Annotated in this window: 19 protein-coding genes; 16 read left to right on the plus strand and 3 right to left on the minus strand. The window is 36.8% G+C overall.

Going from position 1 to position 22,794, the window contains the following annotated elements; all coding sequences use genetic code 11:
• Nucleotides 1-107 precede the first annotated feature (107 nt).
• From sipW to Q9306_RS03965, 6 genes are all read left to right on the plus strand, one after another.
• On the plus strand, nucleotides 108-683 hold the full coding sequence (gene sipW / locus Q9306_RS03940) for a signal peptidase I SipW (protein WP_306195492.1): 576 nt from the start codon (nucleotides 108-110) through the stop codon (nucleotides 681-683).
• Between the two features lie 215 nt (nucleotides 684-898).
• Nucleotides 899-1,486 (plus strand): CalY family protein, encoded by a 588-nt coding sequence (locus tag Q9306_RS03945; RefSeq protein ID WP_306195493.1) that lies wholly within the window; start codon nucleotides 899-901, stop codon nucleotides 1,484-1,486.
• A gap of 107 nt (nucleotides 1,487-1,593) precedes the next feature.
• Nucleotides 1,594-2,334, plus strand: a complete 741-nt coding sequence (locus tag Q9306_RS03950) for a DUF4047 domain-containing protein (RefSeq protein WP_306195495.1) — start codon at nucleotides 1,594-1,596, stop codon at nucleotides 2,332-2,334.
• Nucleotides 2,335-2,532: 198 nt separating this feature from the next.
• On the plus strand, nucleotides 2,533-3,186 hold the full coding sequence (locus tag Q9306_RS03955; protein ID WP_306195497.1) for an LPXTG cell wall anchor domain-containing protein: 654 nt from the start codon (nucleotides 2,533-2,535) through the stop codon (nucleotides 3,184-3,186).
• A 291-nt stretch (nucleotides 3,187-3,477) separates the two neighbouring features.
• A complete protein-coding gene (gene calY, locus Q9306_RS03960; protein ID WP_306195499.1) occupies nucleotides 3,478-4,071 on the plus strand; it encodes a biofilm matrix protein CalY in 594 nt (197 codons plus the stop codon).
• 484 nt (nucleotides 4,072-4,555) lie between these two features.
• Nucleotides 4,556-6,943, plus strand: a complete 2,388-nt coding sequence (locus Q9306_RS03965) for an immune inhibitor A domain-containing protein (protein ID WP_306195501.1) — start codon at nucleotides 4,556-4,558, stop codon at nucleotides 6,941-6,943.
• A 157-nt stretch (nucleotides 6,944-7,100) separates the two neighbouring features.
• Here the strand turns inward: Q9306_RS03965 and Q9306_RS03970 are convergent, their stop codons facing one another.
• On the minus strand, nucleotides 7,101-7,424 hold the full coding sequence (locus Q9306_RS03970; protein WP_306195503.1) for a helix-turn-helix domain-containing protein: 324 nt from the start codon (nucleotides 7,422-7,424) through the stop codon (nucleotides 7,101-7,103).
• Nucleotides 7,425-7,514: 90 nt separating this feature from the next.
• Nucleotides 7,515-7,640: an anti-repressor SinI family protein gene (locus tag Q9306_RS03975; protein ID WP_306195505.1), complete on the minus strand. Its 126-nt coding sequence runs from the start codon at nucleotides 7,638-7,640 to the stop codon at nucleotides 7,515-7,517.
• A 325-nt stretch (nucleotides 7,641-7,965) separates the two neighbouring features.
• Between Q9306_RS03975 and Q9306_RS03980 the strand changes: the two genes are divergently transcribed.
• From Q9306_RS03980 to Q9306_RS04025, 10 genes are all read left to right on the plus strand, one after another.
• A complete protein-coding gene (locus Q9306_RS03980) occupies nucleotides 7,966-10,353 on the plus strand; it encodes an immune inhibitor A domain-containing protein (RefSeq protein WP_306195507.1) in 2,388 nt (795 codons plus the stop codon).
• A gap of 502 nt (nucleotides 10,354-10,855) precedes the next feature.
• Nucleotides 10,856-12,223 (plus strand): aldehyde dehydrogenase, encoded by a 1,368-nt coding sequence (locus Q9306_RS03985; protein WP_306195509.1) that lies wholly within the window; start codon nucleotides 10,856-10,858, stop codon nucleotides 12,221-12,223.
• 265 nt (nucleotides 12,224-12,488) lie between these two features.
• On the plus strand, nucleotides 12,489-13,472 hold the full coding sequence (locus Q9306_RS03990; RefSeq protein ID WP_306195511.1) for an ABC transporter ATP-binding protein: 984 nt from the start codon (nucleotides 12,489-12,491) through the stop codon (nucleotides 13,470-13,472).
• Complete coding sequence (locus tag Q9306_RS03995; RefSeq protein ID WP_306195513.1) at nucleotides 13,469-14,314, plus strand: ABC transporter permease; 846 nt, start codon at nucleotides 13,469-13,471, stop codon at nucleotides 14,312-14,314. The genes Q9306_RS03990 and Q9306_RS03995 overlap by 4 nt, the downstream gene beginning before the upstream one ends.
• A gap of 6 nt (nucleotides 14,315-14,320) precedes the next feature.
• On the plus strand, nucleotides 14,321-15,121 hold the full coding sequence (locus tag Q9306_RS04000; RefSeq protein WP_306195516.1) for an ABC transporter permease: 801 nt from the start codon (nucleotides 14,321-14,323) through the stop codon (nucleotides 15,119-15,121).
• 53 nt (nucleotides 15,122-15,174) lie between these two features.
• Entirely contained in the window at nucleotides 15,175-16,227 is a 1,053-nt protein-coding gene (locus Q9306_RS04005; RefSeq protein ID WP_306195518.1) for a polyamine ABC transporter substrate-binding protein, read from the plus strand.
• A gap of 135 nt (nucleotides 16,228-16,362) precedes the next feature.
• The gene (locus Q9306_RS04010; RefSeq protein ID WP_306195520.1) at nucleotides 16,363-17,010 is read left to right on the plus strand and encodes a phosphatase PAP2 family protein; all 648 of its coding nucleotides are present in this window, start codon (nucleotides 16,363-16,365) and stop codon (nucleotides 17,008-17,010) included.
• Nucleotides 17,011-17,115: 105 nt separating this feature from the next.
• Nucleotides 17,116-19,311 (plus strand): MMPL family transporter, encoded by a 2,196-nt coding sequence (locus Q9306_RS04015; protein WP_306195522.1) that lies wholly within the window; start codon nucleotides 17,116-17,118, stop codon nucleotides 19,309-19,311.
• Nucleotides 19,312-19,418: 107 nt separating this feature from the next.
• Nucleotides 19,419-19,829, plus strand: coding sequence for a histidinol dehydrogenase (locus Q9306_RS04020; RefSeq protein ID WP_306195524.1), 411 nt, complete (start codon nucleotides 19,419-19,421; stop codon nucleotides 19,827-19,829).
• Nucleotides 19,830-19,923: 94 nt separating this feature from the next.
• Nucleotides 19,924-20,844: an RluA family pseudouridine synthase gene (locus tag Q9306_RS04025; RefSeq protein WP_306195526.1), complete on the plus strand. Its 921-nt coding sequence runs from the start codon at nucleotides 19,924-19,926 to the stop codon at nucleotides 20,842-20,844.
• 352 nt (nucleotides 20,845-21,196) lie between these two features.
• Here Q9306_RS04025 and Q9306_RS04030 read toward each other — a convergent pair whose 3' ends face one another.
• On the minus strand, nucleotides 21,197-22,072 hold the full coding sequence (locus Q9306_RS04030) for a CAP domain-containing protein (RefSeq protein ID WP_371932311.1): 876 nt from the start codon (nucleotides 22,070-22,072) through the stop codon (nucleotides 21,197-21,199).
• Nucleotides 22,073-22,794: the final 722 nt, after the last annotated feature.

A 22,794-nucleotide genomic window follows, 5' to 3' on the forward strand; every position in this document is an offset into this window, starting at 1 on the left:
AATATTCGTTATAATATGAGTGTAGGTTCGTTAAAAAGAACGTTAAATAGAAATGTTTTTTGCGATTTGCTTATATAAAGACGAAATAAAAGAAAGGAAGGAAACAGATGAAGTTAGTATGGAAAGCGATTAGTAATATCATTTCTTTTGTTTTGTTTACGATTATGGTTGTTTTAGCGTTTGTGGTGATTTCGTCAAAGGCGAGTGGCAGCGATCCAACAGTGATGGGATACCAATTCAAGGCGGTATTATCAGGGTCGATGGAACCTACGTTTTTAACAGGATCTGTTATTGCAATTGAACCGACAAAAGATGGTTCAAAGTATAAAAAAGGCGATGTTATTACGTTTAAAGAGAAAGATAACAAGATTGTGACGCACCGCATTATTGATGTGAAAAATATAAATGGAAAAGTGGCCTATGAAACCAAAGGTGATAATAATAATGGTCCTGATTTAAACCCGGTTCTTGCTGAAAATGTAATTGGGAAATATGCGGATATTACTGTTCCGTATGTTGGTTATTTATTAAGTTATGCAAATTCAAAAGCTGGGGCAGCATTGTTATTAATTATTCCAGGGGTTTTATTATTAGGATATTCTGCGGTTACTATTTTTGGGGCGCTGCGCAACATTGATTCTGAAAAGAAAAGTAAGTCTTCCGATGCAGGGCAATCTGTATAAAGTGAAACTTCCGTCATGGGGGGTTTTTCATTCCCCCACTGATGGAAAGCCCGCCCAATCGGGCTTTTACGGGCAGTTATCCCCTACCTCTCTTCTTCGATTCTCCCTCAATCTTGAGGTGGGGATTTTACTGCTCACGAATAGCGGGATAAAGTGGTTATACTCTTCAATTATTGAAGGTTAACAATATATGTAGAGCTTAGGGGGAAATTGGAATGACATTAAAGAAGAAGTTAGGAATGGGCGTAGCGTCAGCAGTACTTGGAGCAGCACTAGTTGGCGGAGGAACGTTTGCGTACTTTAGTGACAAAGAAGTATCAAATAATACGTTTGCAGCAGGTACGCTTGATTTAGTAGCAAACCCAACGACAATTGTTAATGTAGACAATCTTAAACCTGGTGATACAATTAAACGTGATTTTAAATTAGAGAATAAAGGTTCTTTAGATATTAAAAAAGTATTACTGCAAACAGATTATAGTGTAGTAGATGTAAAGGGAGACAATAAAGAGGACTTTGGTAAACATATTAAAGTTACTTTCTTGAGAAATATTGATAAACATGAAACAATCGTGAAAGAAACAACGTTAGATAAATTAAAGAAAGACACGCTTACAGCTGTAGATAATGATCTTATTGCTTGGTTCTGGGATGAGAAAGGTATTTCTGCAGGGAATTCTGATAAATTCACTGTGAAATTTGAATTTGTTGATAATGGTAAGAATCAAAATGAATTCCAAGGCGATAAACTTCAATTGAAGTGGACGTTTGAGGCACAGCAAACTGCTGGTGAAGAAAGGTAAAGTTTAAGGAATTCACAAGACTATCTTTATTAGATGGTCTTGTTCTTTATATAGGATGTTATAACTCTTTATAAGGAATGTAAATTCATCTAATGGCAGGTGTGAATATGAAAAAATCATCAAAGAAAGTAAGAAATATACTTATATTACCGTGTATTTGTTCTATATCTTTTTATATGGGATCTCAAGTTGTGACACATACAGAAGCATCTTATGTGAATCAACAAAAGGTAGAGGCAACCTTATCAACTGCGATAGTTTTTCCAAAAACAATTGAAAGGTTAACAGGGGAAGCAAAACAACATAAAGAAGCGATTTTCAATCATTTCAATGCGATCAATCATGAAGGAAAAGGAACAGTTGCAGAATTAGAAGGCAAGCTCGTTGCATGGAAGCAGCACCGCGAAGCAATCAATGCGGAAATTGCAGTGCTGCAAGCTAACTTTACGGAAATCGAATCCTATAATAAAACAGCGGTAGAAGATGCAAAGAAAAATAAAGAGAGTTCTGCACAAGAAGTATTAAAATATGTACAAACTGGTTTTAATGAAGTGCAAAGTATTCGCAGTGAAGTTGAGAAACAAGCAGTTTTACAAAAAGTAGATGAACGTATTGGGGCATTAGAAAAACAAATAAATGAAGAGAAAAAGAAGCAAGCAAACAATGTTCAAATATCACCTGTACAACCTTCAAATTCTTCTCAACAAACAGAGCAGCCTCCAAAACAAGAAGAGAAAAAGCAGGAGAATCATTCAACAAAAGAGCAGTTGAAACAAAATCAACTAGTTATCCCACCAGTACAGCCTGAGGAAAAGAAAGAAGAATCAGCTGCGGGAACAAAGCAGTAACACATACTTGTAAGGAAAAGCTAAACAAATAGATTTCACGAGAATGTAAATAGACTAATAATATCTTCCGAGATGAAAACTGAATTTCAAATGTACATTTCATACATCATAAGATCCAGGCAAAGATAACGTTTTTAATCGAAAAGGCAAGGCGAGTCGCCTTGCCTTTTCTTATTTCATATTTTATGAGGGATGATTATGAAACGGAAAAAGCTGTGGTATATCGTGATCGTATATTGTATAGTTGCATTCATCATTGGAATTACAACAAGTATGGAAAAAGTGCTCGCTAAGGAGCGTAAGGAAATTGATTTAAGTTTAACACCAAAAGAGATGCTATTTGATGTAACGAAGGATATGAAGCCTGGGGACTGGGCGAAGCGGAGCATTCGTGTGAATAATGAAGGAGCAGCGGGATTATTATATACGATGTCTGCTGAGTTTACAGAAGGCTCGAAAAAGCTATATGATGGATTAACATTAGAGGTAAAGGATCAGCAAGAACGTGTTCTTTATAACGGAAGTTTAAGTGGTTTTACAAAGCTAACAGGACGTACATTATCTGCGGGGCAGAGTGAACAGTTACAATATATTGTGCGCTTTCCTGAGGAATTAGGAAATGAGTATCAAGGATTAGAAACACAAGTTAAGTTTGTATTTTATGCTGAAGACGACGGCGGTCATATTGGAGAACCGAAAGATTCTAATGGCAGTACAAATGGAAATGATTCAGCAAATAATATAAAACTATTACCGCGTACAGGTGCTGATTATATGTATTCCATCTTAATTGGAATTGGAATGATGATGGTGGGATTCTTTGTATACGGAAAACGAATGAAGCGAAAATAAAGGAACGTATTATATATGTATAAAAAAAGAGAAATTGTAAGCAAAGTGACGAAAAAGGCAGAAAAGTGAATTAAAACGTTAAAAAAACAGAAAATACAGAACTTTTTGAGGGTTTGTTTCTGCGCTTTATGTTCTTTATAATGAATTTAAGAGACTTAGTAAAGAACATACATAGAGCGATTTGGGTAGCAGACGTGCAACGGTTATGTCGAAACGAAGTAATTATTTTATTAGTTACATCTCTTATCTACATAAGAGCTAACAATAAAAAGAAAATTGGGGGAATTTAGAATGGGTCTTAAGAAAAAGTTAGGCATGGGAGTAGCATCAGCAGCATTAGGATTATCTTTAATCGGTGGAGGAACGTTTGCATTCTTTAGCGATAAAGAAGTATCCAACAACACATTTGCAGCGGGTACATTAGATCTTGAGCTTAATCCAAAAACAATCGTTGATATCGACAACTTAAAACCAGGCGATTCCGTGAAAAAAGAATTTTTATTAAAAAATAATGGCTCATTAGCAATTAAAGATGTAAAGTTAGCAACTAAATATGCAGTAATCGATAGCAAAGGCGATAATAATGGTGAAGATTTCGGTAAGCACATTAAAGTAAAGTTCATCTGGAACTGGGATAAATCAAGCGAGCCAGTCTATGAAACAACGTTAGCTGACCTGCAAAACGCAGATCCAGATGTAGTTGCAAAAGATGTATTTGCTCCTGAATGGGCTGAAGAAGGCGGCTTAAAAGCTGGTACAGAGGATTACTTATGGGTGCAATTTGAGTTCGTAGATAACGGACAAGACCAAAACATCTTCCAAGGCGATAAATTGAATTTAGAATGGACTTTCAATGCTTCACAAACTGCTGGTGAAGAGAAGTAAGCAATATAACAAAAGCGGAGGATTTCCTCCGCTTTTTATAATATAAATAAAAAGAGCACCTTCATAGAAAGTACCCTTCCTACATTATTTTTGTTTCTGTTTCCACTTATTAAACTCTAAAAATTTACGAAATTTTACTTTTTAAAATACAACGTTGGTTAGCTCTGTGATGATTGATTTCCATGTCTCAAAACGTTAGATACTTCCGCACTGCTCATATTCATATCTAAAGCTTATTACTGCCCACAAATAGCGGGATAAATCAATCCATTTTGAATTAAGTACTTCTTCGTTATTCGTTTGCACAAATGACGCCCCTTATTTTATCAATATTTTCTAAAAATCATCTAATTTATATATATAATCATCTGGAAAAAACGTATTTTTCAAAAATATTACAAATTGAGACGGTATATTGCAAAATAATAGAATTTTCTTTATTATCGAAATATTGGTACATATTTTAACTTGGGGAGGAATAGGGATGAAGAAAAAGCCTTTTAAAGTGCTGTCTACGCTTGCGGCGACAGCTGTGCTTAGTTGCACATTTGGGTTTGGTAGTCAATCTGCTTATGCAGCAACACCGTCTAATGTAGGAGCTTTAAGTCCAATCGACGATCATTTAATTCCAGATGATCGTTTAGCAGACGCGCTCAAGAAACGTGGTGTAATTAGTGAATCTGCGTCGAAAGAAGACACATTAAAAGCTGTTGAAAAATACGTAGAGAAGAAAAAAGGCGAAAATGCTGGAAAAGAACCAGCAGCGGGGGATAGTGTTACAAAAGAAGCTTCTGATTTTATGAAAAAAGTGAAAGATGCAAAAGCAGATGCGAAAGAAAAGGCAGATCAACCTGCTGGAGGGCCAGCAGCTGGACAAGCTCCGGTTAAAGGGGGATTAAACGGCAAAGTACCAACTACTTCAGCGAAGCAAAAACAATATAATGGTGATGTTCGTAAAGATAAAGTTCTTGTATTACTAGTAGAATATGCTGATTTTAAACATAACAATATTGATCAAGAACCGGGCTATATGTATTCAAATGATTTTAATCAAGAACATTATCAAAAAATGTTATTTGGTGATGAGCCGTTTACGTTATTTGATGGCTCGAAAATCCCAACATTTAAACACTATTATGAAGAGCAATCTGGTGGTAGTTATTCGGTCGATGGAACAGTAACAAAATGGTTAACAGTTCCAGGTAAAGCAGCGGATTACGGTGCAGATGCCGGCGATGGTGGTCATGATAATAAAGGACCAAAAGGACCACGCGATCTTGTAAAAGATGCTTTAAAAGCAGCTGTAGATAGCGGTATTGATTTATCGGAATTTGATCAATTTGATCAATATGACGTAAATGAAGACGGAAATAAAAATCAACCAGATGGTATTATTGATCATTTAATGATTCTTCATGCTGGAGTTGGTCAAGAAGCAGGCGGTGGTAAATTAGGTGATGACGCAATTTGGTCACATCGCTGGAATCTTGGGAAAGTATTTCCAATTGATGGCACAAAATCAAAAGTTAATAACTGGGGCGGTAAAATGGCTGCATACGACTACACAGTTGAGCCAGAGGACGGAGCAGTTGGTGTATTCGCACATGAATATGGTCATGATTTAGGTCTTCCAGATGAATATGATACAAAGTATTCTGGTGCAGGTGAGCCAATTCAATCTTGGTCTATTATGAGTGGCGGCAGCTGGGCAGGTAACATTGCAGGTACAACACCAACAAGTTTCTCACCGCAAAATAAGGAGTTTTTCCAAAAAACAATTGGTGGGAACTGGGCAAATATTGCTGAAGTCGATTATGATAAGTTAAATAAAGGTATTGGTTATGCAACATTCTTAGATCAAAGTGTAACGAAATCAGCTCGTCCTGGTATGGTTCGTGTTAACTTACCAGATAAAGATGTAAAAGGTATTCAGCCTGCATTTGGTAAGAAATATTACTATAGTACAAAAGGCGATGACCTTCATACAACATTAGAAACGCCAGTGTTTGATTTAACAAATGCGACAAATGCGAAATTTGATTACAAATCACTGTATGAAATTGAAACAGGTTATGACTTCCTTGAAGTACATGCAGTGGCAGAAAATGGTACGAAAACGTTAGTGGATCGAATTGGTGAAAAGAATGTGAAAAATGGTATGGACACAACAGATGGTAAATGGGTAGATAAGTCATATGATTTAAGCCAATTTAAAGGTCAAAAAGTAAAATTAGTATTCGAATACATTACAGATGGTGGTTTAGCGCCAAACGGATTTACTCTTGATAATGCTGCATTAACTGTCGATGGAAATGTAGTGTTCTCTGATGATGCAGAAGGCGAAGGGAAATTGAAATTAAACGGCTTCGTTGTATCAGACGGCTTTGATAAGAAGAAACATAACTACTATTTAGAGTGGAGAAACTATGCTGGTGCAGATGAAGCATTAAAACATGGCCGTGGTCCAGTGTACAATACAGGTCTTGTTGTATGGTATGCAGACACTAGTTATACAGATAACTGGGTTGGTGTTCACCCAGGAGATGGATTCTTAGGTGTTGTTGATTCTCATCCAGAGGCAATTGTGGGAACAGTAAACGGCAAACCATCTGTTGCAAATAGCACACGATATCAAATTGCAGATGCTGCGTTCTCCTTTAACCAAACGCCAGCGTGGAAAGTTGTATCTCCATCACGCGGAACATTTGATTACAAAGGATTACCAGGTGTAGCGAAGTTTGATGATTCTAAATCGTATATGAACAATTTAATCCCAGATGCAGGACGTAAAGTGCCAAAGCTTGGATTAAAATTTGAAGTAGTTGGACAAGCAGATGATAATTCTGCAGGTGCAGTTCGTTTATATCGTTAATGATGGAGAAGCTGTTGAAGGGGATTCCTTTCAACAGCTTGTTTTTGTGTCTGAACATCTTTTTAATCTCTCCACATTGATAAAAAGATGTCGGTTTTTCAATTTGCATTTATATATAAATAAAAAGAGCACCTTCATTGAAAGCGCTCTTCCTGCATTATTTTTGTTGTTGTTTCCATTTATTAAACTCTAAAAATTCACGAAATTGCTCTTTTGAAATACCGGAATGCATGGCTTCTTTAACGAGTTTGATCCACTCAGAGTCCATTGTATGTTCCTCAGTTGGTTCATCATGAAGAAGTACATCAACAGGAACGTGCAGAACGTTTGAAATCTTTTCGAGAAATTGGATCGAAGGATTTTTTTGTAAATTTCGTTCAATGGAACTAATATATGACTTTGCAACGCCTGCTTTTTCGGCAAGTTCTGTTAAAGAGATGCCTCTTTGTAGACGCAGTCGTTTTATACGTTCTCCAATCATATTAGCGCACCTTTCTTACTGTATGTATTCGACTTAAGATGTTATTTATTATAACACATTTTTCTCTAAAAAGAACAATGTTGATTAGTTCTATGAGCGTTGATTTCCATGTTTCAAAAAGTTAGATACTTCTGCACTTGTCATATTCATATCTAAAGCTTCCAATAATAAGTCAATCCATTCTGAATCAAGTATTTCCTTGTTATCCGTTTGCACAAATGACGCCTCCCTAATAATTGCGGTTATAAAAGCTAGAAAACTATAATATGGAAAAAAATCGCGTTAAAATAATATAAAATTTGTATATTTTTAGAAGATTTATCAAGCAAGACTAATATATTGCAATTACATACAGAAATTGTAATAGTTTTATCAATTTTTATCAATATTTTCTGAAAACATTGTTGAATCCGAATATATATCAATCCAAACCAAAGGATTTTTTCAAAAACATTACAAATTAAGACAATATATTGTAAATTAATAGAATTTTCATTATTATCGAAATATTGATATGTATTTAATGTTAGGGGGAATAGGGATGAAGAAAAAGCCTTTTAAGGTGCTGTCTACGCTCGCGGCGACAGCTGTGCTTAGTTGCACATTTGGGTTTGGTAGTCAATCTGTTTATGCGGAAACGCCGTCTAATGTAGGAGCTTTAAGTCCAATTGATAAAAATTTAATTCCAGAGGATCGTCTAGCAGACGCGCTCAAGAAACGTGGTGTAATTAGTGAATCTGCGTCGAAAGAAGATACATTAAAAGCTGTTGAAAAATACGTAGAGAAGAAAAAAGGCGAAAATGCTGGAAAAGAACCAGCAGCAGGGGACAGTGTCTCGAGAGAAGCTTCTGACTTTTTGAAAAAAGTGAAAGATGCAAAAGCAGGTGCGAAAGAAAAAGCTGATCAACCTGCTAGTGGTCCGGTAGCTGGACAAGAGCCGGTTAAAGGGGGATTAAACGGCAAAGTACCAACTACTTCAGCGAAGCAAAAAGGATATAATGGTGATGTTCGTAAAGATAAAGTTCTTGTATTGCTAGTAGAGTTTGCTGATTTTAAACATAACAATATTGATCAAGTACCAGGTTATATGTATTCAAATGATTTTAATCAAGAACATTATCAAAACATGTTATTTGGTGATGAGCCATTTACACTCTTTGATGGTTCAAAAATCCCAACATTTAAACAATATTATGAAGAGCAATCTGGTGGTAGTTACACAGTCGATGGGAAAGTAACAAAGTGGTTAACAGTTCCTGGTAAAGCAGCGGATTATGGTGCAGATGCTGGCGATGGCGGTCATGATAATAAAGGACCAAAAGGACCTCGTGATTTTGTAAAAGAGGCATTAAATGCAGCTGTAGAAAGTGGTATTGATTTATCTGAATTTGATCAATACGATCAATATGACAATAATGGAGATGGAAATAAAAACGAACCAGATGGTCTTATTGATCACTTGATGGTCATTCACGCTGGAGTTGGTCAAGATGGAGGCGGTGGTAGATTAGGTGATGACGCAATTTGGTCACATCGCTGGAACCTTGGAAAACCATATCCAATTGATGGAACAAAGGCAAAGGTTGATAACTGGGGCGGTAAAATGGCAGCATACGATTATACAATTGAGCCAGAAGACGGAGCGGTTGGTGTATTCGCACATGAATTTGGTCATGATTTAGGTCTTCCAGATGAGTATGATACGAAGTATTCTGGATCAGGTGAGCCAATTAATTCTTGGTCTGTTATGAGCGGCGGCAGCTGGGCAGGTAGAATTGCAGGTTCAACGCCACCGAGTTTCTCTCCGCAAAACAAAGAGTTCTTTCAAAAGAACATCGGTGGAAACTGGGCAAATATTGTAGAGGCTGACTATGATAAATTAAATCGCGGTATCGGTTTTGCGACGTACTTAGATCAAAGTGTAACGAAATCAGCTCGTCCTGGTCTGATTCGCGTTAACTTACCAGATAAAGATGTAAAAGGTATTCAGCCTGCATTTGGTAAGAAATATTACTATAGTACAAAAGGCGATGATCTTCATACAACATTAGAAACGCCAGTATTTGATTTAACAAATGCAACAAATGCGAAGTTTGATTACAAATCATTGTATGAAATTGAAACTGGTTATGACTTCCTTGAAGTACATGCAGTGGCAGAAGATGGAACGAAAACGTTAGTGGATCGAATTGGCGAAAAGAATGTGAAAAATGGTATGGACACAACAGATGGTAAATGGGTAGATAAGTTATATGACTTAAGCCAATTTAAAGGTCAAAAAGTAAAATTAGTATTCGAATATATTACAGATGGTGGGTTAGCGCCAAACGGTTTTACTCTTGATAATGCTGCATTAACTGTCGATGGAAATGTAGTGTTCTCTGATGATGTAGAAGGCGAAGGGAAATTGAAATTAAACGGTTTCGTTGTATCAGACGGTTTTGATAAGAAGAAACATAACTACTATTTAGAGTGGAGAAACTACGCTGGTGCTGATCAAGCGTTAAAATATAGCAGCGGTGTACCGTATAATACAGGTCTTGTTGTATGGTATGCAGACTCTAGCTTTACAGATAACTGGGTTGGTATTCATCCAGGCGAAGGTTTCTTAGGGGTTGTTGACTCTCACCCGGAGGCAATTGTAGGAACGTTAAACGGCAAACCAACTGTTAAAAATAGTACACGATTCCAAATCGCAGATGCTGCGTTCTCCTTTAACCAAACGCCAGCATGGAAAGTTGTATCTCCATCACGCGGAACATTTGATTACAAAGGATTACCAGGTGTAACGAGGTTTGATGATTCTAAAACGTATATGAACGATTTAATCCCAGATGCAGGACGTAAAGTACCGAAGCTTGGATTAAAATTTGAAGTAGTCGGACAAGCAGATGATAATTCTGCAGGTGCAGTTCGTTTATATCGTTAATGATGGAGAAGCTGTTGAAGGGGATTCCTTTCAACAGCTTTTTTTATAGGAACATAGTAATTACTCAGTCACTCTATGAAAAACCGATAGAAAAGCATTTTTTTAAGTGGTCGAGAGGGACTAGCAATGCACAAGTAGCGGTCAGGGCCTTTTCCTGCCACGCGAAAAGTTTGAAAACACAGAAAGGCAGCGAAGTGTAGGTCCATTTTTATCCCACTATTCGTGGGAGTATTACTGCCTGTAAAAGCCCGATTGGTGAGGGCTGATAATCAGTGGGGGATGAAAAAAACTACTGATTAAAGTTTTATTTTATCTTCATGGCAGCAATTATAGGTAAGCGTATTTTTGCTGGAATTATACTTCTTACCAAACTTCTAAATGAAATGTATGGCTGAGTAGTTACGGAACATAAATAATAAAATTTTACATATCAGTTCATTTTTCATAAGAAGAAACAAGAAATGTATTATAATATATGATGAAGTAAAGGGGGGGAAGCTTTATGACGATTGCTTCTATTGTGGAACGACAAAAATCCTACTTTTATAGCGGGAAAACAAGAGGAATAGAGGAAAGAAAGAAACAGCTGCGCGCGTTATATGAAAGTATTCAGAGCTATGAGTCTGAAATTTTTGAAGCGCTAAAGCTGGATTTAAATAAATCAGAGCATGAATCGTATACAACAGAGATTGGCTATACATTAAAAGAAATTTCTTTTATGATAAAAAATCTTTCGAAATGGAGTAAACCAAAGCGCGTGAAAACGGCAATGACTCATATTGGCTCAACAGGGAGAATTATTCCGGAGCCGTATGGCGTAACGTTAGTAATTGCCCCGTGGAATTATCCGTTTCAACTGGCAATCGCCCCGTTAGTTGGAGCGATTGCGGCTGGAAATACAGTTATCTTAAAGCCTTCAGAGTTAACACCAAATGTTTCGAGCGTTCTCGCAAAAATGTTGACGGAGTTATTTCCACCAGAGTTTGTCGCTGTGATCGAAGGTGACGCCGAGGTGAGCACAGCTTTGCTGAAGGAACCGTTTGATTATATTTTCTTTACTGGTAGTGTGGGAGTTGGAAAAATTGTTATGGAGGCAGCTGCAAAACAATTAACACCCCTTACACTTGAACTTGGCGGCAAAAGTCCGTGCATTGTACATAAAGATGCAAAGCTTGATGTTACAGCGCGGCGAATTGTCTGGGGCAAATTTTTAAATGCTGGGCAAACGTGCGTGGCACCTGATTATGTATACGTTCATTCTTCAATTAAAGATCAATTTATAGAAGAAATGAGAAAAGCTGTGCATGAACAATACGGAGAGAATCCATTGCAAAATGAAAAGTATGTTCGAATTGTGAGCAGGCGGCATTTTGAAAGATTATGTTCATTCTTAGGAAACGGTCAGGCTGTCTTAGGCGGGAATTATGATCCAGATAAACTATTAATTGAACCAACAGTACTTACAGATGTGACATGGGATGATGCTGTTATGGAAGATGAGATATTTGGTCCCATTTTACCATTACTAGAGTATGAGAATATAGAAGATGTGATAGCAACTGTTCAGCGCCATCCGAAACCGCTTGCACTATATGTTTTCTCTGAAGCACGAGATGTGCAAAAGCAAGTAACACAATCCATTTCCTATGGAGGCGGTTGTATTAATGATGTTGTATATCATCTAGCAACGCCGTATTTACCGTTTGGCGGGGTTGGCCAAAGTGGACTGGGGAGTTATCATGGAGAGCAGAGTTTTCAAACATTTTCACATTATAAAAGCATTTTGTCTCAATCAACAGCATTTGATATGAAAATCCGTTATTCTTCTACAAAAAGTGCTTTAAAATTCATTCGAAAATTGTTAAAATAATGTTGGTGTTTATCAATTGGTTCGTCCGTATGATAAAAGCCCCTTCAACACGAAGGGGTTTTTCTGTTCAAGGTGTGCATCGCACGAAATTAAACCGCGCATATTACATAAAGTGAAGCTTCTATCAGTGGTGGACATCCACCATTGATCACGTTTACATTACGTGATCAAACATCATGTTTGTTTAAATTGAAACAAAGTTATTGTATATAGAATACTTGGTTATTTATGAATATTAAAAATATGAGGTAGATAGGAAGAGAAGATGAAAAATATTATTAAAGTCGAAGCAGTAGAAAAACATTTTGGGGATCAAGTTATTATTCCGCCGCTTTCTTTAGACATTAAAGAAGGTGAGTTTGTAACGATCCTTGGCCCGAGTGGTTGCGGGAAAACGACGTTACTTCGTATGATTGCTGGTTTTGAAAAACCGACAAAAGGTGTAATTTCGCTTGATGATGAAACGATTAACGATTTACCCCCGTATAAACGTCATATGAACTTAGTGTTTCAGCATTATGCACTGTTTCCACATATGACTGTTGAGAAGAATATTCGCTTTGGGTTGAAGATGCAAAAGGTTTCTGAAGCAGAGCAACAAGAACGTGCTGAGGAAGCGATGCGTTTAACGCAGTTAACAGAATTCCGTAATCGAAAGCCATCTAAACTTTCTGGTGGGCAACAGCAGCGCGTGGCGATTGCACGTGCAATCGTGAATAATCCTCGTGTGTTGTTATTAGATGAGCCGCTAGGAGCACTAGATTTTAAGCTTCGAAAAGATTTGCAGCGTGAATTGAAAAACTTACAACGTAATCTTGGTATTACGTTCATATATGTGACGCATGATCAAGAAGAAGCGATGAGTATGAGTGATCGCATTGTGGTTATGAACAAAGGTCACATTGAACAAATTGGAACGCCAAAAGAAATTTATCATAAGCCAAAAACGTTGTTCGTTGCGACGTTTATTGGAGAAAATAATATTGTTCAAAGAGGGGAAACATACGTAGCAGTACGCCCGGAAAATGTGAAAGTACGTTCCGTGGAAGATTCGTCTAGTGAGAGATATCATTTTGGTCATATTGAAGATATTGAATTTGTCGGAAATATGGAGAAGTTATATATTCGCGATGAGAAAACAGGCGAGTTGTTTATGGCCTATCAAAGTGCAGAAGAAGCGATGCAGTGGAACATTGGCGACAATGTGTCTGTAGGATGGGAAAAAGAGGATGAGGTGACCTTAAATTGAAAAAAGGGAAATTACTTGCATTACCTACGGTTGCCTGGTTGCTGATCTTCTTCTTAGTACCCCTCTTGTTTGTGTTAGCTTTTGCATTTTTACAGCGCGGGACGTATGGAACAGTTGAGATGAGCTTTACGTTAGAGAATATTAAACGTGTATTTGATTCGCTCTATATGGAGACGTTATGGGAAACAGTAAAAATTGCTGTTATTACAACAGTACTTTGTTTGTTGATTGGATATCCGTTCGCCTATACGGTAACAATTGTTGATCGTAAATGGCGTTCTCTTTTACTGCTTCTTGCAACAATCCCGTTTTGGATTAACTTTTTAGTCCGTTCATATGCTTGGATTGTTATTTTACGTTCACAAGGGCTTGTCAATACTTTTTTGCTGAAATTAGGTATTATTAGTGAACCTTTAAACTTACTATACAATACACCATCTGTTATTTTAGGAATGGTATATTCACTCTTACCATTTATGATTTTGCCTGTATATGCAGCGATTGAACAACTTGATAAGAGAAAATTAGAAGCGGCATATGATTTAGGAGCAACACCGCTCAAAGCATTTTGGCATGTAACAATTCCAATGACGATGTCGGGGATTGCGACAGGATCGATTTTAGTATTTGTGTCATCTATTGGTATGTTCGTTGTATCAGACGTAATGGGTGGTTCGAAAGTTGCATTAATCGGAAATGTGATTCAAAATCAGTTTTTAGGTGCACGTGATTGGCCGTTTGGGTCAGCGTTATCTATGATTGTTGTGTTATTCTCCGTTCTGTTAATTTACTTATATTATCGGGCTACGAAAGTATATAACTATGGAAACGGAGGGGAATAAACGAAAATGAAAAAGTTTTTAGTCACTTATTCTTGGCTAATTTTATTGTTTCTTTATTTACCAATGATGGTACTTATGATGTATTCGTTTAATGACTCACGTATTAATGCGGAGTGGCAAGGCTTTACGCTTCATTGGTATACAGATTTATTTCAAAAACAGGATGTAATTGATGCACTTATAAATAGTTTAACGATTGCAGTTGTCACGACAATTGTCTCCACACTGTTAGGTGTGTTATTTGCACTTGCTTTGCATCGATATAAATATCGTTTTGAAGGTGCAATTAATGGACTTGTATATTTACCAATCCTCATTCCAGATATTTTAATGGGATTGTCGCTTTTAATTTTATTTAGTCAACTTGGTATTGAACTTGGGCAATTGACAATTATTATTGCTCATATTACATTTAGTATTTCATTTGTCGTTGTCGTTTTATCTGCAAGACTTTCGGGTATGGGACGCGATTTAGAAGAAGCAGCAAATGATTTAGGGGCAACACCGTGGCAAACGTTTCGTTATGTTACGCTACCAGGGCTAGCGCCAGGTATTATTTCAGCGGCATTATTAACATTCACATTATCGATTGATGACTTTGTGATTAGTTTCTTCGTATCAGGTCCAGGCTCAACAACATTGCCTCTGTATATTTACAGTATGGTAAAACGTGGTATATCGCCTGAAATTAACGCACTGTCTACCATTTTGATTGTTGTAATTGTCGGATTAATGATTGTTTCTGAAATGTTCCGTAGCAAAGGTACAGATGGCGAGGAAAATACAGGCGGCCATCTTCCGTTATAAGAAATGAACGAGTAAAAGATGAATGATTAACTTCAAACTAGGAGGGAATGCAAATGAAATGGTTGAAAGTAGTTGCAAGTACAGCACTTACTTTCGGAGTTGCTGCTGGAGTGTTAGCTGGATGCGGCGAAAAGAAAGAAGAATTAAATATTTACAGCTGGGCTGATAACTTTGATGAGCAAGTCATTAAAGACTTTGAAAAGAAGTATGACGTGAAAGTGAATTATGATAAGTATGCAAGTAATGAAGAGATGCTTGCGAAATTACAAGCTGGCGGTGCGAAATATGATTTAGTTCAACCGTCTGATTATATGGTAAAGACAATGACAAAAATGGATTTGTTAGAGCCGCTAGACAAAAAGAACATTCCGAATGTAGAGAATCTCGTTTCGAACTTTAAAACACCTCCGTTTGATCCAGAAAATAAGTATTCGATCGTGTATACATGGGGTGTAACGGGCATTGCTTATAATAAAAAATATGTGAAAGAAACGCCAACAAGTTGGACTGATTTATGGAATGAAAAATATAAAGGCCACGTCGCATTATTAAATGATTCTCGTGAAGTACTTGGTATGGGGCTGAAGAAAAATGGGTTTTCAAATAACTCAACAAATGATGCGGAGTTAAAAACAGCTTTTACTGATCTTCAAAAATTATTACCAAATTTATTAGCGTTTGATACAGATAATATTAAACAGAAATTTATTACAGAAGATGCATGGATCGGTACTGTATGGTCTGGGGACGCGGCATACATTGCAAAAGAGAATAAAGATATTGGATATGTCGTTCCAAAAGAAGGCGGTACAATTTGGGCAGATACGTTAGCAATTCCAAAAGGTGCAAAACATAAAGAGCTTGCAGAGAAATTTATTAACTACTTAATGGATCCAAAAGTCAGCGTGAAAAACTATGAATCCATTGGATATAGTAATCCAAATGAAAAGGCTCATTCTCTTCACAGTAAAGATTATCAAAACAATCATATGATTTTCTTATCAAAAGAAGAGCTAGATCGTACAGAATGGCTTGTTGATCTAGATGGAAAATTAAAAGATTATGATCGTTACTGGACAGAATTGAAGACAGGAAAAGAAAAATAATAAAAAAGCGCGATTTCTTAGCGGAAATCGCGCTTTTTTATCTAAAATAGGCGAGAATACTCCCACCTCAAGGAATGTGAAGAGCGCAGCCCAATGAGTAAGTGGCGGGTAGTTCAAAGTAGGAGGAACTGAATTTTGAAAAAGAAATTACATATGTATGAGATTGTTTGTATCGTGCTTTTGCTTTGTGCATTTAGCCTCATTGTGTGGAGAGTATATTCTGGCGGTGTAACGAGAATTGATGAGTATGTGAAAGGAATGGTAACAGGACTTCAAACAGAATCATCACTTACGTTTTTTCGTTATGTGACAAAACTTGGTTCTGGAAGTGGGATTGTAAGTGTGTTAGCAGTGAGTCTGTTCCTATTTTGGAAGAAACGTTATTACGTAGCAATGATCATATATCCTCTGGCTATTCTTAGTACACACCTTATTAATAAAGGAATTAAAGGGATTGTGAAAAGAGATCGGCCGACTATTAATGAAGCGCTAGACGCGCTCGGATATAGCTTTCCAAGTGGACATGCGATGTTATCAATTGTTACGTATGGATTTCTTGCCTATATCATCGCAGCGAACGTAAAAAGTGCAGCGGTAAAATACATTGTAACGATCGTAGCTATTGTACTTATTTTCTTAATTGGATTAAGCCGGATTATTTTATCTGTGCATTATCCAACTGATGTTTTAGCAGGTTATTGTATGAGCGGTGTCTTACTTATTATCGCTATTTATTTACACCGTTTCTATTCCGCGCGTTTTCAAGCAAACGAAGAGCGTTAAAAAGAGCTATCCTTTTTTGATGAAAGGATAGCTTTTTTCATGAATAAAAGAGTGGATATGATACACTAAGAGAAAGAATAGGAGAAGAGGAGTAGGTGAGACTCTGTGAAAACAACTGTACATAAAGTAGATATGTGGGGGAAAATTGGCGCTTTGTTATATCGATTTCGATATACAACGATTGCGCTATTACTATTACTAGCTGCGTTACTTGGGATATTTGCACCGAAGCTTCCTGGTGTATTAGGCGGTGATGGATTTCAAACACAAGGTGATTATCAAACGACAAAAAAGATACTTGATAAAGATTTTAAACAGTCACAAGATGCATTGTTACTCGTCTTTCAAAAAGAGAAAGGTGTATCTCAGCAAAAATTTATCGAGAGAATTGATGAGATTGTAAAAAAAATTCAAAGAGAAGAAACTTACGAGTCTTTTCATGGGCCGCTAGAAAATAAAACAATGCTGAAGGAAGATATTGCTTATGCGACAATTTTATTTTCCGGGAAAACAAGCAAAGAGCGGATGGAAAAAACGTTAGCATTTGCAAAGGATATTCAAAAAGAAAGTAACGGGGAGGTAAAAGTATCTCCAACTGGATATCCAGTTATTAATGATGAAATCAATACGAGAACACAAAATGATTTGAAAGTAGCAGAAATGATTGGATTGCCAATTGCGTTTTTGGTGTTATTACTTTCTTTTGGCAGCTTCTTTGCATCGATTTTACCTATTTTAAACGGAGCGCTAAGTGTCATAAGTACGATGGGGATTTTATATTTTATTGGAGAGCAAAAGGAACTTTCTATTTTTGTGCTGAACGTAGCGCCAATGATAGGGCTTGCTTTATCCATCGATTTTGCTCTTTTATTTGTGAATCGTTTCCGAGAAGAGCTTACGCATCGTTCTGTTAAAGAAGCGATTATGGTTACTTATCAAACGGCGGGACGCGCCATTATTTTTTCAGGTTTATGTGTATTTGTTGGTTTATCTGGTTTGTTCTTTTTCAAAATTGATTATATTCAAGCTGTCGCCATTAGCGGGATGATTGTCGTAATCATGAGCATTTTATTTTCATTAACGATGCTTCCAGCACTGTTAGCTTTAATGGGGAAACGCTTAATGGGAAAGAATCAAAATGTGCCGCGTACAGCATCCATGTGGCGTAAATTCGCACAGTTTGTAATGAAATATCCAATTGTAATGACGATTGCAGTATTTACATTTATTATTATTTGTTTATTGCCGCTCCGCGATGCAGATTTACAGTTCCCTGGTGTAGAAGCATTACCTGAGAAAAGTGAGGCACGCACTGCCTATGAACATTATGAAGATGCATTTAATAAAACGGTAAAAACCCATGCAGATGTGACGCTTGTCGTTGAAACAAAAGGAAATGTCACAGAAAAAGAAAATTTACAAACAGTGCAAAAGGTTGTGCAGAAACTAAAGGATGATAAAGATGTATATGAAGTGAAAAGTTTATATGAACAACTTGGAAATATGACTGCAGAACAGTTAACAGCGACGTTGCAATCACCAAATCGTGCACAAATAGAACCTGCATTAGAGGTATATGTGAAAGGGAATAAAACAACGATTGGAATTGTTTTAGATACGAAGCCAAGAACAGAAAAAGCAAAGCAATGGGTCCGAGATTTTAAAACAAACTATAAAACGGAAGGTATAACATATTATCTAGGCGGAATGACAACTTTCCAGCAAGAATTAGAAGATGAAATTAAAGATAAAGTTGTTGTAGGGATGTCTGTTATTTTCGCATCAACGTTTTTAATTTTATTACTAGCGTTTCGTTCGCTGCTAATTCCAATTAAAGCAATTGTGATGAATGTGCTTAGTTTAAGTGCAACCATAGGTATTGTCATTTGGCTTTTTGAAGGAGGCCATTTTGGTTTAGAACAAAGCTCAGTATTATTTGTATTGCCGATATTTATTTTTGGATTAGTATTTGGGTTAAGTATGGATTATGAAGTATTTCTTATTTCACGTATTCATGAATTATACGGAGAGACGAGGGATAACGATTATGCAACGTTAGAAGGATTAGTGTCAACAAGCCGGATTATCACGTCGGCTGCGTTAATTATGATTGTTGTTACAGGCGCATTTGCTTTTACTGATATTTTGCCAGTGAAACAGATGGGACTTGGCGTTGCGCTAGCCATATTCCTTGATGCAACCATTATTCGATTAATCCTTGTACCAAGTTTAATGAAAATGTTTGGTGAGTGGAACTGGTGGCTTCCATTTAACAAAAGGAAACAAAAAAGTAGGCATTAATAAGTAGCTCTCATCAAGTAGGTGAGAGCTGCTTGTATGAATAGCTTCCCCCCTTTTTAGCGAATAGTATGAGATAAGGAGATTACATATGAGAGTGGGGGAAGGCAATGTTTCGTTATTTTAAATTTAAATTGAATGATACTGTACAATTTGCAGAAAATGATGGACATATGTACCGCATTGTCGGCTATCGGTTAGAAAAAGGTTTTTATTCAAAAGAGACACATATTATTTATGAATTACTGCGCGAGTTCGATGGATATACACTCGATGCAGAAGAATGTGAGCTTGTGAAAGTGATTCAAGTAGAAGAGGAGTATTATAAAATTCGTGATATGGGAGAATACCGTTATCCTGTTAAACTAAAAATACCGCTGAAAAAAAATAATTATAAAACGATAGACCAATTATTAGATGCTTACAATGACTACAAGCGGTTAGCTGAATTTTTTCAAGATTTATCATATGAAAGAAAAGCGGAAGAGATGTTGCAGGAAATGAAAAAGCTTCGTGCGTAAAGGGAGAGGCAGTTCAATTACGAACTGTCTCTCATTATGCATGAGAAGCGATTTTCCGTTACAATAAGAAGATGAATAGAAATAAGGTGATAATATGAAAGTAAAGAAAACGGGAGAATGGTGTGAAATTACGGTTCCTTCTGAATGGGCTGGGCGAACGATAGATTCTATTTTAAAAGAAGAATGGCAAGTTCCGAAAAAATTATTACACAAATATCGTATGGAAAAAAGTATTCTTGTGAATGGAGAAGGAAAACGGTGGAGTGAACAATTGCAAAAGGAAGATAAATTGCAAGTTCATATGTTTATACAAGAAGAGTATGATGTAGAACCGGAGTTTTATGATATAGAAGTTATATATGAAGACGATCATGTATTAATTGTTAATAAACCCATACAAGTAGACACACATCCTGCAAATAAAGGCGGGACAGGTACATTAGCAAACTATGTAGCCTTTCATTTGCAAATGCAAGGAATTGAAACAAAGGTACGTCACATTCATCGATTAGATAAGGACACGACAGGTGGAGTCGTCTTTGCAAAGCACGCTTTAGCGGGTGTAATTATGGATCGATTATTAACAGAGCGTAAAATTAAGAGGACATATATGGCACTTGTTGAAGGGAAAGTACAAAAGAAGCGGGGGACAATAGATGCTCCGATTGGACGAGATCGTCATCATGCATCAAGGCGTCGTGTTTCTCCAAAAGGTGACCGTGCTGTAACACATTACGAGGTCGTGCAATATGCGAAGGAAAGTAACATAACACTTGTTAAAGTTCAATTAGAAACGGGAAGGACGCATCAAATACGCGTTCATATGAGTTATCTCGGTCATCCGCTTATTGGCGATGTATTATATGGAGGTAAGACGAGATTGCTTTCTCGTCAAGCATTGCATGCTGCTCATATTACAATGTTACATCCAATTACAAAACAGCAAATGGAAGCAGATATCCCTCTTCCTCATGATTTTTCTCGTCTTTTGCAGTCTTGTATGAATACAAAATAAATAGAGCCTTCTTAGAAGGCTCTATTTATGTAACTACTTAGCTATACCTTTTAGAAATTTAGAAAAGAGTATGGTTTTAGTGAAGATGTGTCTCTCTATTACTTATAAATTCATTTTTTGGCATATAGACTGTTGTCATGCAAACACAATAGGAGCCTGCACTTATTGTCTACTTTTGTTTTCAAACCAGGCACGTGGCAGGAAAAGGCCCTGACCGCTCCTATGCATCGCCAGTCCCTCTCGCCCATTTAAAAAAATGCTTTTCTGCCTTTTTTTCATAAAGTAACTGAGTAGTTACGATTTTTCAATATGTATAAAATAATCAATGGGGAGAACCCCATTGATTAAAGTCTTACTTCGAAATAAATTCTTGTGTCCAGTAGTTTCCATTTTCTACGTAACCAACACCGATATGTGTGTATCCGCTATTTAAAATGTTTGCACGGTGACCGGCACTATTCATCCAAGCTTGTACAACTTCTTCAGGAGTACGTTGTCCTTGTGCAATATTTTCACCAGCAGATTTATATGAAATGCCAAATTGTTTCATCATATCGAACGGTGAACCGTATGTTGGGCTAGTGTGATCGAAGTAATGATTTTTTTGCATATCTTCTGACTTAATACGCGCTACTTTGCTTAACGCAGCGTCTACTTTCAATGCTGGTAAGCCTTGTTTTGCACGTTCAGCATTTGTTAAATCAACAACTTTTTGTTCAAATGCGCTTAATGAGCCTTTTGATTCTTCAGCCGGTTTATCAGCTGGCTTAGTAGTTTGGTTATTGTCGGCAGGTTTATTAGCCGGTTTGTCAGCTGGTTTAGTAGTTTGGTTGTTGTCAGCAGGTTTATTAGCCGGTTTGTCAGCTGGCTTAGTTGCTTGGTTGTTATCAACAGGCTTATCAGCTGGCTTAGTAGTTTGGTTGTTATCAGCCGGTTTCTCTTCTGGTTTAGCTGCTGAGTTGTTATCAGCTGGTGTATCTTCTGGCTTAGTTGTTTCATTGTTGTTAACTGGGTTTGTAATTACAATATTCCCCCAAGGAGTTGTAATTGTTGTGTAAGTCGGTTGGCCAGGAATAACACAGCTGCCTGGTTGGAAAGCACCCACATTCCATTTTGCATATGAATTAAGAAGAGATGTTAAGAAAGATTGAAAGTCTTGCTGATTCATATATTGCATAAATAATGGAGAATGCGAAATATTTTGAACTTTTGGCGTTGATGGTTGCATTGTTTCTGCTTTCGCAGTATGTGTTGTTACTCCAAGAGTAAGAGCAGTTGCTGCTACTACAGATAGTAAAGCACGTTTTTTCATTACAATTGTCCCCCACGTAAATATAGATTTATTATCAAACAGATTTGTTTTCACCTGCCTGTTTGATTGACACCATCATCGTAGCACAGATTTTGTCGAAAAATAGTTGGAAAAAAATTCATAGGTTACAAGATTTCCTTTTTTATCCTAGCTACTTGAAGGGAACAAAATAACGAAATATTAGATTTCATAAGGGATAGTTAATATTTTAATAGAGGAAGAGTAATTGCAATAATTGGGTGTATTTTCTATCTTGAAATGAGGGGAATGGGATAACACTAACGTTTATAGGAGAAAACAGAGGAATATTATGGATTGTTTTTTACATAATTGTAATCTTTTTGTCGTTCTTTTTTATTATACAGTAACATATTTTTAATGTTGTAGACGATAATAAGACGGGCGTACCTTTAATCGAGAAAGGTACGCCCGTTTTCATTTTTCGATATAAAAATCGCTGCTATGTAGAATACAACATGACAGCTACTAGCGTTCTCCTTTTGTTTTAAATCTTGCATGTGGCAGGAAAAGGCCCTGACCGCTATAAAGTGTACCCTTTGTAAAGGACATTTTAAAAAAAGCCTAGGCAGTTTTAAGAAGATGATTCCTGAATTGAATAGGGCTCATCTTTTTTAAAT

It is taken from the genome of Bacillus multifaciens (genome assembly GCF_030756675.1).
Classification (GTDB): domain Bacteria; phylum Bacillota; class Bacilli; order Bacillales; family Bacillaceae_G; genus Bacillus_A; species Bacillus_A multifaciens.